This is a genomic window from Embleya sp. NPDC127516 (genome assembly GCF_044765325.1).
In the GTDB taxonomy this organism is placed as follows: domain Bacteria; phylum Actinomycetota; class Actinomycetes; order Streptomycetales; family Streptomycetaceae; genus Embleya.
Genome location: NZ_JBIWJT010000013.1, coordinates 164,240 through 177,605, shown reverse-complemented (window position 1 = coordinate 177,605; position 13,366 = coordinate 164,240). Strand labels below are relative to the sequence as shown.

Below are 13,366 nucleotides of genomic sequence, written 5' to 3'. Positions count from 1 at the left end.
GGGTGTCACGTTCCGGCGCGCCTCAGGTGAGTAGAAGCGTTTCCACGGAAGGCGTTTCACGTGAAACACGATCTCGGGTATCGCGGTGGGAGCACGCTCACGACACACCCCGAGCGGGCAGGAACGGCGTTTCAGCCGTCCGGCCCAACCCGGGGACGGACTACTTCCCGGGACGCCGCCTGGTCGTCTTCGCGGCCCGCCGCGCCTTCGTCGTCTTGGACTCCTTGGCCGACACGGTGCCGATCCGCACCCGCACGACGGTGGTCAGCGGATCGACGATCCCGGCCCCGGCGTGCTCGACCCGCCACGAGACCGCGCCGAGCTTGCGCAGGTCCGCCTCGGACTCCAACAGTTCCTCGGCCGCCGAGTCGCCCTTGAGTGCGAGCATCTCGCCGCCCGAACCGAGCAGCGGCAGCCCCCACCCGGCCAGCTTGGCCAACGGCGCGACGGCGCGCGCGGTGACCACGTCGGCGGCGGTACGGCCGCGCAGTTCCTCGGCGCGGCCGCGCAACACCTCGACGTTGTCCAGGCCGAGTTCCTCGACCACCTCGTCGAGGAACGTGGTGCGCCGCAACAACGGCTCGACGAGGGTGATCCGCAGGTCCGGTCGGACCAGCGCGAGCGGGATGCCCGGCAGGCCACCGCCCGAACCGACGTCGTGCACGATCGCGTTCTCCGCGATCAATTCGGCGACCACCCCGCAGTTGAGCAGGTGCCGCTCCCAGAGCCGGCCGACTTCGCGTGGGCCGACCATGCCCCGGCGTACACCGGGCCCGGCCAGCAGATCGGCATAGCGAATCGCGCGGTCCAGGTTGGCACCGAAGAGGCGGCCTGCCGCCTCCGGCGCCTCGGGCGCGCGCTCGTCCACCGGCGGATCGGGGGTCGTGTCGTCCTGACGTTTCACGTGGAACATCATCCCAGGAACGGCGCCGGCCCCACCTGTGATGCAGGTGGGGCCGGCGCGACGGTTTGCGGAAACGGATCCGTGGACCCGATCAGGCGGGCAGGACGACGACGCAGCGATTGGGCTCCTCGCCCTCCGACTCGCTGCGCAGTCCGGCCTCCGCGACGGTGTCGTGCACGACCTTGCGCTCGAACGGGGTCATCGGCTTGAGCTTGAGAGAGGTACCCGCAGCCTTGACCTCTGCCACCGCCTCGGTGGCGATCTCCGCCAGGTTCGCCCGCTTGGCGGCACGGAACCCGTCCACGTCGAGCATCAGCCGGCTGCGCTCGCCGGTCTCCCGGTGAACCGCCAGCCGGGTCAGCTCCTGGAGAGCCTCCAGGACCTCACCGTCGCGGCCGACCAGACGCTTGAGGTCTGCGCCGGAGGATTCGCTCTCGTCCCCGGCGATCACCGAGACCGACGCGCGCCCGCCCTCGACGTCCATGTCGATGTCGCCGTCGAGGTCGGCGATGTCGAGCAGGGCCTCCAGGTAGTCCGCGGCGATCTCGCCCTCCTGCTCCAGACGGCTGATCTCCTCCGCGGTGAGCGTGATCCGACGCGAGGCGGCGGGTGAGTCGACGGCGGGGGTCGTGCCTTCCGTCACAGGGGAACTCCTTTGTGGACGAGTGAGCGAGTCGTTGGGGTGGGCGGCGGCCGGCCCTTCGAGGGTGGTCACTTCTTCCTCGGATGCTTCCGGCTCTGGGTCTGCTTGCGCGGGCCGGCGTTACGCGCACCGGAGTGCGGGGTCCGCGCGGTCGAGCCCTTGACCGAGCCGTTCGACCGGGCGGTGCCGTTGCTCGCCGCGGTACCGGCTTCCGAGGTCTCCTCGGCGTCCTTGCCCGCCGCTTCCGCGTCCTCCCGAGCCCGGGCCTTGCGCTGCGACTTGGTGAGCCTGGTGGGCTGCTGGCGCCGGGCGGCCTGGGCCTTGAGCTCGGCCTGCTGGGCCTCGTACTCGGCGGCGTCCATCACCTTGCCGTCGGGAAGCAGCACCTTGCCCTGCTTGCGCGCCTTCTCCGCGAGCTTCTCCTGCCGCACCTTGAACGCCGGGCTGCCCGGGGTGGGGTTGCGGTTGATCACGAAGAGCTGCTGGCCCATCGTCCACACGTTGGTGGTCAGCCAGTAGACGAGCACACCGACCGGGAAGTTGATGCCGAAGACCGCGAACATGATCGGGAACGCGTACATCATCAGCTTCTGCTGCTTCGCGAACGGGTTGCCCACGAGCGAAGCGGGGTCGGTGTTCTTCGTCATCAGCTGGCGCTGAGTGAAGAACTGCGACCCGGACATCAGCACGATCATCACGATGGTGACGATGCGCACGGTGGTCAGGTCGGCCCCGAGGCCGGCGATCTTAGCCGCCGAGTCGGTGAACTTGGCGGCGATCGGCGCACCGAAGATGTGCGCCTGCTGCGCGCTGTTCACCAGGTCACGGTCGATCACACCGACCGTGCGGTTCTGCGAGATCCGCTGCAGTACGTGGAACAGGGCGAAGAAGAACGGCGACTGGACCAGGATCGGAAGGCAGCTCGAGAGCGGGTTGGTACCCGTCTCCTTGTAGAGCTTCATCATTTCCTGGGACTGACGCTCACGGTCGTCCTTGTACCGCTTCTGGACCTCCTTGATCCGCGGCTGCAGCGCCTGGAGTCCGCGGGTTGCCTTGATCTGCTTCACGAAGAGCGGGATCAGGCAGATCCGGATGACGACCACGAGGCAGACGATGGACAAGCCCCAGGACCAACCGCTGTCCTTGCCGAAGATCGGGCTGAACAACGAGTGGAATTGGACGATGATCCAGGATACGGCGGTATATAGGGGGTTAAGAATCCCCACGGTCAAGCTCCTCGGGCGGTGGTGTTCGCACCGGGCGCGGGCTCGGTACGGCCGGTGCTGGACGTCTGCTGCCGCTCGTGCGGCTCCGACTCCGAGCGCGACTTCCGTTCGGGGAGTCGCCACGGTCGGCGTGTGCGCGGCGGCACAGGATCGACACCGCCAGAGTTCCAGGGGTTGCAGCGCAGGATGCGCCACACGGTGAGGTAGGTGCCCTTGAACGCGCCATGGACGGACATCGCCTCATACCCATAATGCGAGCACGACGGGTAGAAGCGACACACCGGCCCCAGCATCGGGCTGATCGTCCACTGATAGACCCGAATGAACCCCATGAACAGGTACTTCACGCCGTCGCTCCCGGCTTGGCCGCGGGTCCGTCCGTGCGAACCGCGACAGGGCGCCCGGCCCGGCCCAGAAGCCGGTCGAACGCTGCGTCCAGATCCCGTGCCAGGGCGGAGTGCTCCGCCTGGGCAGCAGGTGGCAATGCCCGTACCACGACCAGGCTACCTGCCGGGAGCAGGGCCATCCGATCGCGTATGAGGTGGCGTAGCCGACGCTTGACGACGTTACGGACAACCGCGGGGCCGACAGCCTTGCTCACGACGAAACCCGCACGCGGTGGTGGAGCGTGCTCCACATCCGCGTGCGGGTCCTCTGCCACAGATTGGCGCAGGGTGTCCGGCTCGGACGGCCGTGCGGTCACCGGGGTGCGTTCGGACGTCACGAGCCCACTCGTCTCCTGGCGATGCAGGTGGACGACCAGGTTCGGACGGCCGGCTCGACGCCCGCGGCGAACCGCGATCGCGAAGTCCTCGCGCCGCCTCAGCCGGTTATCGGCAGGCAGCACGGAGAGATCCGCGAACTCAGGCGGAAAGCTCCGCGCGGCCCTTGCGGCGACGGGCAGCAAGGATGGCGCGACCGGCACGGGTGCGCATGCGCAGCCGGAACCCGTGGGTCTTCGCCCGGCGACGGTTGTTCGGCTGGAAGGTGCGCTTGCTCACTCGGGGGCTCCAGGATTTGAATCGTGGGCCGGCAGAAAAGACCGCCGGCCACCACCGTACGTCCGCATCGACATGATCTCGGACATGCGGCAGCGGTCGTCAGACAACTAGACCGGCCCACGGTACGTACCAATAGGCGACGGGGTCAAATGGGGGATCCGGGGCACGTCGCCCACCTGCGAAAACACAGTATCGAGCAGGCTGTACACAGGCTGTGGACAACGGGTTGAGCAGGTTACCGGGCGCCACTACCGTGAACAGGTGGGTCGGACCGGAGCGCTCGCTCCCGGGGTCCGGGACACTGGGAGCCCTCCCGAGACCTGCGTCGATGCAATGAAAGAGCGTGCACTGTGGCTGACATCACCAGCGACCTCGCCGCAGTCTGGGCACGGTTCCTGGAACGACTGGCCACCGACGACTCGGTCACGGCCAAGGACAAAGGATGGCTCCAGCGGACGCAGCCGCTGACCCTCTTCTCCGACACCGCGCTGCTGGCGGTGCCGAACGAGTTCGCCAAGGAAGTATTGGAGACCCGGCTCCGCCAGGTGGTCACGGACGCGTTGAGCCACGGTTTCGGCCGGCCGATCCGGTTCGCGGTCAGCGTCGAGCCGGGAGCCGGCGAACCCGAGCCGGTGCCCGAGCGGCACGACCGCTCGCCCCGGCACGACGACTACAACCCCGGCCCGTACGGACGCTCCTCCTATGGCGGCGACCGCTACGGCCGCGACGGTTACCCCCAGGAGCCTTACGGCCAGCAGGCGTATCGCCAGGACCGTGATCCGTACGCCGAGCCGCAGTACCAGCAGGACTACCCGCACGAGCGCTACGCGCCGGGACCGTACCGGGATCAGCGTGACCCGCGCGAGCAGCGCGATCCCCGGGACGGTCGGGACGGCCGTGAGCAGCGGGATCTTCGTGATCCCCGCGAGCCGCGTGAGCCCCGGGACACCCGCGATCCGCGCGACGCGCGCGACCCGCGGGATTCTCGTGATCAATACGGGTACGGAGGCAGCCCGAGCGCCCCCTCGGATCATCCGGGAATTCCGCCGTCCGACGGAACGCTCTTCGCGGATCGCGAGGACCTGTTCGGACCGCCCGGCTTTTCCACACCGTCCGTCCACAGCTTTGTGGATAATTCGACACATCAATCCGGCGACAGAGAGCAGCCGCCGGGCGCCTCGCAGCCGCCCCAGCAGTCCCAGCCGCCCCACCAGGCACCGCCCGTACCACCGGCCGACGTGCCCGGCGGGCGACCGCTGCGGCTGGCCCGGCCCGGAACCGGGCGCGAGCACGGCGTGGTCGAACACGAACCCGCCGCGCGGCTGAACCCCAAGTACCTGTTCGAGACGTTCGTCATCGGGTCCAGCAACCGGTTCGCACACGCGGCGGCGGTGGCGGTGGCCGAGGCGCCCGCGAAGGCGTACAACCCGCTGTTCATCTACGGCGAGTCGGGCCTGGGCAAGACCCACCTGCTGCACGCGATCGGGCACTACGCGAAGAGTCTGTATCCGGGCACCCGGGTGCGCTACGTGAGCTCCGAGGAGTTCACCAACGAATTCATCAACTCGATCCGCGACGGCAAGGCCGACGGCTTCCGCCGGCGTTACCGCGATGTCGATGTGCTGCTTGTGGACGACATCCAGTTCCTGGAGACCAAGGAACAGACGCAGGAGGAGTTCTTCCACACCTTCAACACGCTGCACAACGCGAACAAGCAGATCGTCATCTCCTCGGACCGGCCGCCCAAGCAGCTCGTCACGCTGGAGGACCGACTGCGCAACCGGTTCGAGTGGGGGTTGTTGACCGACGTGCAGCCGCCCGAGTTGGAGACCCGGATCGCGATCCTGCGCAAGAAGGCCATCCAGGAGGGGCTCAACGCGCCGCCGGACGTACTGGAGTACATCGCCAGCAAGATCTCCCGGAACATCCGCGAGTTGGAGGGCGCGCTGATCCGGGTGACCGCGTTCGCCAGCCTGAACCGCCAGCCGGTGGACCTGCAGCTCACCGAGATCGTGCTCAAGGACCTGATCCCGGACAGCGCGGGGCCGGAGATCACGGCGACCACGATCATGGCGCACACCGCCGCCTACTTCGGCCTGTCCGTCGAGGACCTGTGCGGCACCTCGCGCAGCCGGGTGCTGGTCACCGCGCGCCAGATCGCGATGTATCTGTGCCGTGAGCTGACCGACCTGTCGCTGCCCAAGATCGGGGCCCAGTTCGGCGGGCGCGACCACACGACCGTGATGCACGCGGACCGCAAGATCCGCTCGTTGATGGCCGAGCGGCGCTCGATCTACAACCAGGTGACCGAGTTGACGAACCGCATCAAGAGCTGATTCGGCGTCTCGAGACCGCTTCGTACCGGCCGGCGTTCCCCTTCGGGGCCGCCGGCCTTCGCATGTCCGATGTGACCTTCGTCTCATCGTCTCCACGGAGGCCGAGTTATCCACCGATCGGCGCCGACTTGGGCGTCCACACCATGGGGATGACGCGTTTGCCGTCGAGTTCCCCACAATGGCTCCGGGATCCTGGGGAAAACGCCGGCGAGCCGGCAGGTCAGGTTCCTGTGGTGATGTGGAGCGGATTCCTCCACAGACTGTGGATAACTTTTCCTTCGCGCGTCGTCCACCGCTGTGTTGTCTGGTTGTCCACGTCCCGTCCACCGAAATTCCGAGCTTGTCCCCAGGTTGTCCACGGATCTGTCCACAGTCGGGCCGGTTTCACCCCTTACGGTGAATCCCGTGCCGAGCGGCGTCCGCAGAGGGTGGGGACAAGTGGCCCTCAACCTGGGGATTGACTGGGGACAAGTACGGGTACGGCTGGGGACGGCCTGTGGAGCCAATTCGGGCATCCACAGACACAGGGGGTTTATCCACTGGTCCACCCACACCTCGAAGTGGACAAAAAACAGCCTCTGACCTGTGCATATACCGGTTATCCACGGTATCCACACCCCCTACTACTACGACCACACGGAGTTCAAGAGAGATCCACGGAAAACGGTCGGGTCGGCCCGAATCTGTGGACTGCGGGTTTGCCGGGGGCTGCGCGGGCTGTCGGCCCGGTGCGTCAGACTGTGTCCCGGTGGTAGGCCCCGACGGCCCGGCACCGATGCCGAACCAACGAACGGCAGACAGACGACAGACAGACGGCCGGTAACGGCAGGAGGCGGTGAACCGGTGAAGTTCCGGGTCGAGCGTGACGTTCTCGCTGATGCGGTGGCGTGGACCGCGCGGAGTCTCCCGGCGCGGCCGGCGGTTCCCGTCCTCGCCGGATTGCTCCTGGAAGCGGCGGACCAGCGACTGACGCTGTCCAGCTTCGACTACGAGGTCTCCGCCCGAGGCGGCGTCGAGGCCGAGATCGACGAACCGGGCCGGGTGCTGGTGTCCGGGCGACTGCTCGCCGACATCTCCAAGAGCCTGCCGAACCGCCCCGTCGAGGTGTCCACCGACGGCTCCAAGGTGACCGTGGTCTGCGGCAGCGCCCGATTCACCCTGCCCACCCTGCCTGTGGAGGACTACCCGGCGCTGCCGGAGATGCCCACCGCCGCCGGGACGGTCGAGGGGGACGTGTTCGCCGCCGCCGTGGCCCAGGTGGCCATCGCGGCCGGCCGCGACGACACGCTGCCGATGCTGACCGGCGTCCGGGTCGAGATCGAGGGCGACCTGGTCACCCTCGCCGCCACCGACCGATACCGGCTCGCGGTCCGCCAGTTCCACTGGAAGCCCGAGGCCGACGGCCTCTCCTCGGCGGTCGCCCTGGTGCCCGCCAAGACCCTCAACGACACCGCCAAGTCGCTGACCCAGGGCGACAGCGTGCAGATCGCGCTCTCCGGGGACAAGATCGGCGAGGGCATGATCGGCTTCGAGGGAGCCGGTCGACGCACCACCACGCGGTTGCTCGAAGGCGAATTCCCCAAGTACCGGGCGCTGTTCCCGGAGCAGTCGGAGACCGTCGCGACGGTGGAGACCGCCCCGTTCGTGGACGCCGTCAAGCGCGTGTCCCTGGTCGCCGAGCGCAACACCCCCGTGCGGTTGTCGTTTTCCGACGGTCGGCTGGTGCTCGAAGCCGGCTCCGGCGACGAGGCGCAGGCCTCCGAGGCGATCGACGCGACGCTGGAGGGCGAGGAGATCTCGATCGCCTTCAACCCGACGTTCCTGCTCGAAGGGCTCAGCGCGATCGGCTCCCCGGTCGCCCAGATCTCCTTCACCACGTCCACCAAGCCGGCCGTGATGACCGGCAAGCCGGACGTCGAGGCCGAGGCCACCGACGAGTACCGCTACCTGATCATGCCGGTGCGCCTGTCCGGCTGACGCCGGGCCGCGGCCGAACCGGGCACGATCCACACCCGGGTTCGGCCGCGACCACCGTGCATGACCCCGCAGCAGCACGGGCAACCGCTACCCGCGTACCGTCGACGCGGTGAAAAGCCCCCACAAGGGGTGTGGAAGCGGCCTCGGTGGTGCCCCACCCGGCATCGCAGCAGCGAACGAAGGATTTCAGGATGCAGCTCGGACTCGTCGGCCTCGGCAAGATGGGTGGCAACATGCGCGAGCGTCTGCGGCGCGCGGGCCACACGGTCGTGGGCTACGACCGCAACCCGGACGTCGCGGATGTGCACAGCCTCAAGGAACTTGTGGACGCGCTCCCCGAGCCGCGCGTGGTGTGGGTGATGGTGCCGGCGGGTGCGGCCACCCAGGCCACGGTCGACGAGCTCGGCGAACTGCTGTCCCCCGGTGACGTGGTCGTCGACGGCGGCAACTCCCGCTGGACGGACGACATCAAGCACGCCGAGGCGCTGGCGGCGAAGAACATCGGTTTCGTCGACTGCGGTGTCTCCGGCGGCGTTTGGGGTCGCGACAACGGCTACGCGCTGATGTGCGGCGGCGACGCCGCGAACATCGCGAAGGTCCAGCCGATCTTCGACGCGCTCAAGCCCGAGGGTCCGGCGGGCTTCGTGCACGCGGGCAAGGTCGGCGCCGGGCACTTCGCGAAGATGGTGCACAACGGCATCGAGTACGCGCTGATGCAGGCCTATGCCGAGGGCTGGGAACTGCTGGAGGCGGCCGACGTGGTCACCGACGTGCGGGAGGTGTTCCGCAGTTGGCAGGAGGGCACGGTCATCCGCTCGTGGCTGCTCGACCTGGCCGTGCGCGCGATGGACGACGACGAGCACCTGGAGGGCCTGCGCGGCTACGCGGAGGACTCCGGCGAGGGTCGCTGGACCGTGGAGGCGGCGATCGACCACGCGGTCCCGCTGCCCGCGATCACCGCGTCGCTGTTCGCCCGGTTCGCCTCCCGTCAGGACGACTCGCCGCAGATGAAGATGGTCGCGGCGCTGCGCAACCAGTTCGGTGGCCACGCGGTCACCGCCGCGTCGACGCACAAGGGGGCCGACGCCCCGGGTGCCGACACCTCGCCGCCGAAGGAGGCCGACGCGGGCTGATCGCCGGCCCGCCCGCCCATGCATGTAGCGCACCTTTCACTCGTCGACTACCGGTCGTACGCCCGGGTCGAGGTTCCCCTCGAACCGGGCGTGACCGCGTTCGTGGGGCCCAACGGCCAGGGCAAGACGAACCTCGTCGAGGCGATCGGATACCTGGCCACCCTCGGCAGCCACCGGGTCGCCTCCGACGCGCCCCTGGTCCGGCTCGGCGCCGAGCGGGCGTACGTACGGGCCAGCATCGTCCGCGAGGACGGCCGCAGCGCGCTGGCCGAGTTGGAGATCAATCCCGGCAAGGCCAACCGCGCCCGGATCAACCGCTCGGCCGCGACCAGGCCTCGCGACCTGCTCGGCCTGCTGCGCACCGTGCTGTTCGCGCCGGAGGACCTGGCGCTGGTCAAGGGCGACCCGGGCGAACGCCGCAGGTTCCTGGACGAGTTGCTGACCGCGCGCACCCCGCGCCTGCTCGGCGTGCGCCAGGACTACGACCGGGTGCTCAAGCAGCGCAACACGCTGCTGCGCACCGCGGCCCTGGCCCGGCGGGCGGGCGGCGGTCGCAGCGGAGCGTTGAGCACGCTGGACGTGTGGGACGAGCACCTGGCCGCGACCGGCGCCGAACTCACCTGTGCCCGGCTCGATCTGGTCGCCGCGCTGCAACCGCTAGTGGACAAGGCCTACGACGCGTTGTCCACAGGCGGTGGACCGATCGTCCTGGACTACCGCAGTTCGATGTCGGAGGATCCGCTGCCCACCGACCGGGCCGGCGTGCACGCGGTGCTCACGGCGGCGATCGCGGCGGGCCGGGCGGCGGAGGTGGAGCGCGGCCAGACGCTGATCGGCCCGCACCGCGACGATCTCGTCCTGCGCCTGGGCCCGCTGCCCGCCAAGGGCTACGCCAGCCACGGCGAGTCCTGGTCGTACGCGCTGGCGCTGCGGCTGGGCTCCTACGAACTGCTGCGCGCGGACGGCGGCGAGCCGGTTCTGGTGCTCGACGACGTGTTCGCCGAGCTCGACGTCACGCGGCGGGCGCGGCTCGCGGAGATGGTCGCGCACGGCGAGCAGGTGTTGGTCACGGCCGCCGTGGCCGAGGACGTGCCGGCCGCGCTCTCGGGCGCGCGCTACGACGTCGCCGCGGGCGAGGTTCGGAGGGTCGGGGATGAGTGACGAGGCCCACATCCCGCCCGCCGGCGGCCCCGGGCGGGCCGAGCAGCCGCCCGCCGAGCCGACTCGCGGGATCGACCTGGCCCGCGCGGCGCTGACTCAGGCCCGGGCCCAGGCGCGGACCCGCCACGACGTTCGACAGGACCAGGCACAGGCCCGACGTGGCTTGAAACGCAGTGGTTCCGGTCCCGACGATCGCGACCCCCAGCCGCTGCGGCAGATCATGGGGCGCCTGGTCACCGAGCGCGGCTGGCAGACCCCGGCGGCGGTGCACGGTGTCCTGCAGCGCTGGCCGGAAATCGTCGGACCGGCGCTGGCGGCAAACTGCCGCCCGGAGCGCTTCGAGGACGGCGAACTGGTCGTTCGCGCCGAATCCGACAACTACGCGACCCACGTGCGGTGGCTCGCGCCGAAACTGCTGGCCCGGCTCAACCAGGAACTCGGCGATGGCACCGTCACGTTCATCCGGGTCCTGGGACCGGCGCAGGAACGCCGCCGGGGACAGTGGCGCGCGCAGCCCTAGTCGGTTTTCGGCCATGGGTGATCGGGCTCGCGCCCGCCCGTGGGCGGGCCGCGGCGCCCATGACCGCCGCCGACCGGGGCGATGTGTCCGGTGTCATACCGGTCTGACACGCTGTTACCGTCCGAGTCGGTCGCGCCGCGTGGACAGGCATGAGAGCGATTCGGGACCCCGGGGCAAGTAGGGGGACATGCGACAGGGCACATCAGGGCGCCACACGCGGACACAGGCCCCTTGGGAACCCATCTTTGTGTCGCCCCGACCGGTAGACTGAACCAGCAATACCGCTCATGCGGATCCTGTTTCGACTTCCGCGGCTCCGTGCCCGGGGGCGTGTCGGGCCGGCCGGCCGGTCGTCCGACGCTCCCTGCCGATCCTGCTCCCGGGCAGGGAGCCGTGCTGTGCCAGAAAGGGCGCTTCGTGGCCGATTCCGGCAACCCCAAGGAGAATGACGTGGCCGGCTCGCCGGAAACCTCTGCCGCGAGCAACTCGGCGTCGTACGGCGCGAGTGACATCCAGGTCCTGGAGGGCTTGGACGCGGTCCGGAAGCGCCCGGGCATGTACATCGGTTCCACCGGTGAGCGCGGCCTGCACCACCTGGTCTACGAGGTGGTGGACAACTCGGTCGACGAGGCCCTCGCGGGGCACGCGACGCACATCGAGGCGACCATCCTCGCCGACGGCGGCGTGCGGGTGGTCGACAACGGGCGTGGCATCCCCGTCGACATGCACCCGGTCGAGAAGAAGCCCGCGGTCGAGGTCGTGCTGACCATCCTGCACGCGGGCGGCAAGTTCGGCGGCGGCGGCTACTCGGTCTCCGGCGGTCTGCACGGCGTCGGTGTCTCCGTGGTCAACGCGCTGTCCTCGCGCCTGGCGGTGGACATCCGCCGCGACGGCTACCGCTGGACGCAGGACTACAAGCTGGGCACGCCCACCGCGCCGCTGGAGCGGCACGAGGCGACCGACGAGACGGGCACCCAGGTCACCTTCTGGGCCGACGGGGACATCTTCGAGACGACCGTCTACTCGTTCGAGACGTTGTCCCGGCGCTTCCAGGAGATGGCCTTCCTCAACAAGGGCCTGACCATCTCGCTCACCGACGAGCGCCCGGACCACGTGGACGAGAAGGGCGAGCAGCTCTCGGTCACGTACCACTACGAGGGCGGCATCGCCGACTTCGTGCGCTATCTCAACTCGCGCAAGGGCGAGCTGGTGCACCCGTCGGTGATCGACATCGAGGCCGAGGACAAGGGTCGGACCATCTCGGTGGAAGTCGCGATGCAGTGGAACTCGCAGTACACCGAGGGTGTGCACAGCTTCGCCAACACGATCCACACGCACGGCGGCGGCACCCACGAAGAGGGCTTCCGGTCCGCGCTGACCGCGTTGATCAACCGTTACGCGCGGGAGAAGAAGCTGCTCAAGGAGAAGGACGAGAACCTCGCCGGCGAGGACATCCGCGAGGGTCTGACCGCGATCATCTCGGTCAAGCTCGGCGACCCGCAGTTCGAGGGCCAGACCAAGGACAAGCTGGGCAACACCGAGGCCAAGACCTTCGTACAGCGGGTCGTGCACGAGCACCTCACCGACTGGCTCGACCGCAACCCCGCCGAGGCCGCGGACATCATCCGCAAGTCGATCCAGGCCGCGACCGCGCGCATGGCGGCTCGCAAGGCACGCGACCTGACCCGGCGCAAGGGTCTGCTGGAGACCGCGTCGCTGCCGGGCAAGCTCAGCGACTGCCAGAGCAACGACCCGTCCAAGTGCGAGATCTTCATCGTCGAGGGCGACTCGGCCGGTGGTTCGGCCAAGTCCGGCCGCGACCCGATGTACCAGGCGATCCTGCCGATCCGCGGCAAGATCCTGAACGTCGAGAAGGCCAGGATCGACAAGATCCTGCAGAACACCGAGGTCCAAGCGCTCATCTCGGCCTTCGGCACCGGTGTGCACGAGGACTTCGACATCGAGAAGCTGCGCTATCACAAGATCATTTTGATGGCGGACGCCGACGTCGACGGTCAGCACATCAACACCCTGCTGCTGACCTTCCTGTTCCGCTTCATGCGCCCGCTGGTCGAGGCCGGCCATGTGTACCTGTCGCGCCCGCCGCTCTACAAGATCAAGTGGAGCCGGGACGACTTCGAGTACGCCTACTCGGACCGCGAGCGCGACGCGCTGCTCGAACTGGGCCGACAGGCCGGCAAGCGCGCCAAGGACGACTCGATCCAGCGCTTCAAGGGTCTCGGCGAGATGAACGCCGAGGAGCTGCGGGTGACCACGATGGACATCGACCACCGAGTCCTGGGCCAGGTCACGCTCGACGACGCGGCGCAGGCCGACGAACTGTTCTCGGTGCTCATGGGCGAGGACGTCGAGGCCCGCCGGTCGTTCATCCAGCGCAACGCCAAGGACGTCAGGTTCCTGGACATCTGACCAGCCGGGGGGATCCGCCGCGGCGCGGATGTCCA

The 13,366-nt window shown here is 68.9% G+C and carries 12 protein-coding genes; 6 read left to right on the top strand and 6 right to left on the bottom strand.

Annotation, left to right across the window (positions count from 1 at the left end; all coding sequences use genetic code 11):
- Nucleotides 1-160: 160 nt before the first annotated feature.
- The 6 genes from rsmG to rpmH all read right to left on the bottom strand — a co-directional run bounded on the left by rsmG (nucleotide 161) and on the right by rpmH (nucleotide 3,774).
- Complete coding sequence (rsmG, locus tag ACIRL2_RS25875) at nucleotides 161-913, bottom strand: 16S rRNA (guanine(527)-N(7))-methyltransferase RsmG (protein WP_395867963.1); 753 nt, start codon at nucleotides 911-913, stop codon at nucleotides 161-163.
- A gap of 82 nt (nucleotides 914-995) precedes the next feature.
- The gene (locus ACIRL2_RS25870; RefSeq protein ID WP_395867756.1) at nucleotides 996-1,547 is read right to left on the bottom strand and encodes a protein jag; all 552 of its coding nucleotides are present in this window, start codon (nucleotides 1,545-1,547) and stop codon (nucleotides 996-998) included.
- 68 nt (nucleotides 1,548-1,615) lie between these two features.
- On the bottom strand, nucleotides 1,616-2,773 hold the full coding sequence (gene yidC / locus ACIRL2_RS25865) for a membrane protein insertase YidC (protein WP_395867754.1): 1,158 nt from the start codon (nucleotides 2,771-2,773) through the stop codon (nucleotides 1,616-1,618).
- 2 nt (nucleotides 2,774-2,775) lie between these two features.
- A complete protein-coding gene (gene yidD / locus ACIRL2_RS25860; RefSeq protein ID WP_020557146.1) occupies nucleotides 2,776-3,120 on the bottom strand; it encodes a membrane protein insertion efficiency factor YidD in 345 nt (114 codons plus the stop codon).
- Nucleotides 3,117-3,620 carry a ribonuclease P protein component gene (gene rnpA, locus ACIRL2_RS25855; RefSeq protein ID WP_395867752.1) on the bottom strand — a complete coding sequence of 168 codons (504 nt, stop codon included), beginning with the start codon at nucleotides 3,618-3,620 and terminating at the stop codon, nucleotides 3,117-3,119. Before rnpA ends, yidD begins: the two co-directional genes overlap by 4 nt.
- A 16-nt stretch (nucleotides 3,621-3,636) precedes the next feature.
- Nucleotides 3,637-3,774, bottom strand: a complete 138-nt coding sequence (rpmH, locus tag ACIRL2_RS25850; protein ID WP_010849920.1) for a 50S ribosomal protein L34 — start codon at nucleotides 3,772-3,774, stop codon at nucleotides 3,637-3,639.
- 350 nt (nucleotides 3,775-4,124) lie between these two features.
- On the opposite strand from rpmH, the gene dnaA reads away from it, so the two are divergent.
- From dnaA to gyrB, 6 genes are all read left to right on the top strand, one after another.
- A complete protein-coding gene (dnaA, locus tag ACIRL2_RS25845; protein ID WP_395867750.1) occupies nucleotides 4,125-6,110 on the top strand; it encodes a chromosomal replication initiator protein DnaA in 1,986 nt (661 codons plus the stop codon).
- An 843-nt stretch (nucleotides 6,111-6,953) separates the two neighbouring features.
- Nucleotides 6,954-8,087, top strand: a complete 1,134-nt coding sequence (gene dnaN, locus ACIRL2_RS25840; protein ID WP_395867748.1) for a DNA polymerase III subunit beta — start codon at nucleotides 6,954-6,956, stop codon at nucleotides 8,085-8,087.
- Nucleotides 8,088-8,278: 191 nt separating this feature from the next.
- Nucleotides 8,279-9,220 (top strand): phosphogluconate dehydrogenase (NAD(+)-dependent, decarboxylating), encoded by a 942-nt coding sequence (gene gnd, locus ACIRL2_RS25835; RefSeq protein ID WP_402234789.1) that lies wholly within the window; start codon nucleotides 8,279-8,281, stop codon nucleotides 9,218-9,220.
- A gap of 18 nt (nucleotides 9,221-9,238) precedes the next feature.
- On the top strand, nucleotides 9,239-10,381 hold the full coding sequence (recF, locus tag ACIRL2_RS25830; protein WP_395867744.1) for a DNA replication/repair protein RecF: 1,143 nt from the start codon (nucleotides 9,239-9,241) through the stop codon (nucleotides 10,379-10,381).
- The gene (locus ACIRL2_RS25825) at nucleotides 10,374-10,901 is read left to right on the top strand and encodes a DUF721 domain-containing protein (RefSeq protein ID WP_395867742.1); all 528 of its coding nucleotides are present in this window, start codon (nucleotides 10,374-10,376) and stop codon (nucleotides 10,899-10,901) included. Before recF ends, ACIRL2_RS25825 begins: the two co-directional genes overlap by 8 nt.
- A 393-nt stretch (nucleotides 10,902-11,294) precedes the next feature.
- Nucleotides 11,295-13,331 carry a DNA topoisomerase (ATP-hydrolyzing) subunit B gene (gene gyrB, locus ACIRL2_RS25820; protein ID WP_395867740.1) on the top strand — a complete coding sequence of 679 codons (2,037 nt, stop codon included), beginning with the start codon at nucleotides 11,295-11,297 and terminating at the stop codon, nucleotides 13,329-13,331.
- Nucleotides 13,332-13,366: the final 35 nt, after the last annotated feature.

Bases quoted from the DNA above. Each gene is read 5' to 3' on its own strand.
- rsmG (WP_395867963.1), bottom strand. From the start codon at position 913: ATGTTCCACGTGAAACGTCAGGACGACACGACCCCCGATCCGCCGGTG.
- gnd (WP_402234789.1), top strand. From the start codon at position 8,279: ATGCAGCTCGGACTCGTCGGCCTCGGCAAGATGGGTGGCAACATGCGC.
- recF (WP_395867744.1), top strand. From the start codon at position 9,239: ATGCATGTAGCGCACCTTTCACTCGTCGACTACCGGTCGTACGCCCGG.
- ACIRL2_RS25825 (WP_395867742.1), top strand. From the start codon at position 10,374: ATGAGTGACGAGGCCCACATCCCGCCCGCCGGCGGCCCCGGGCGGGCC.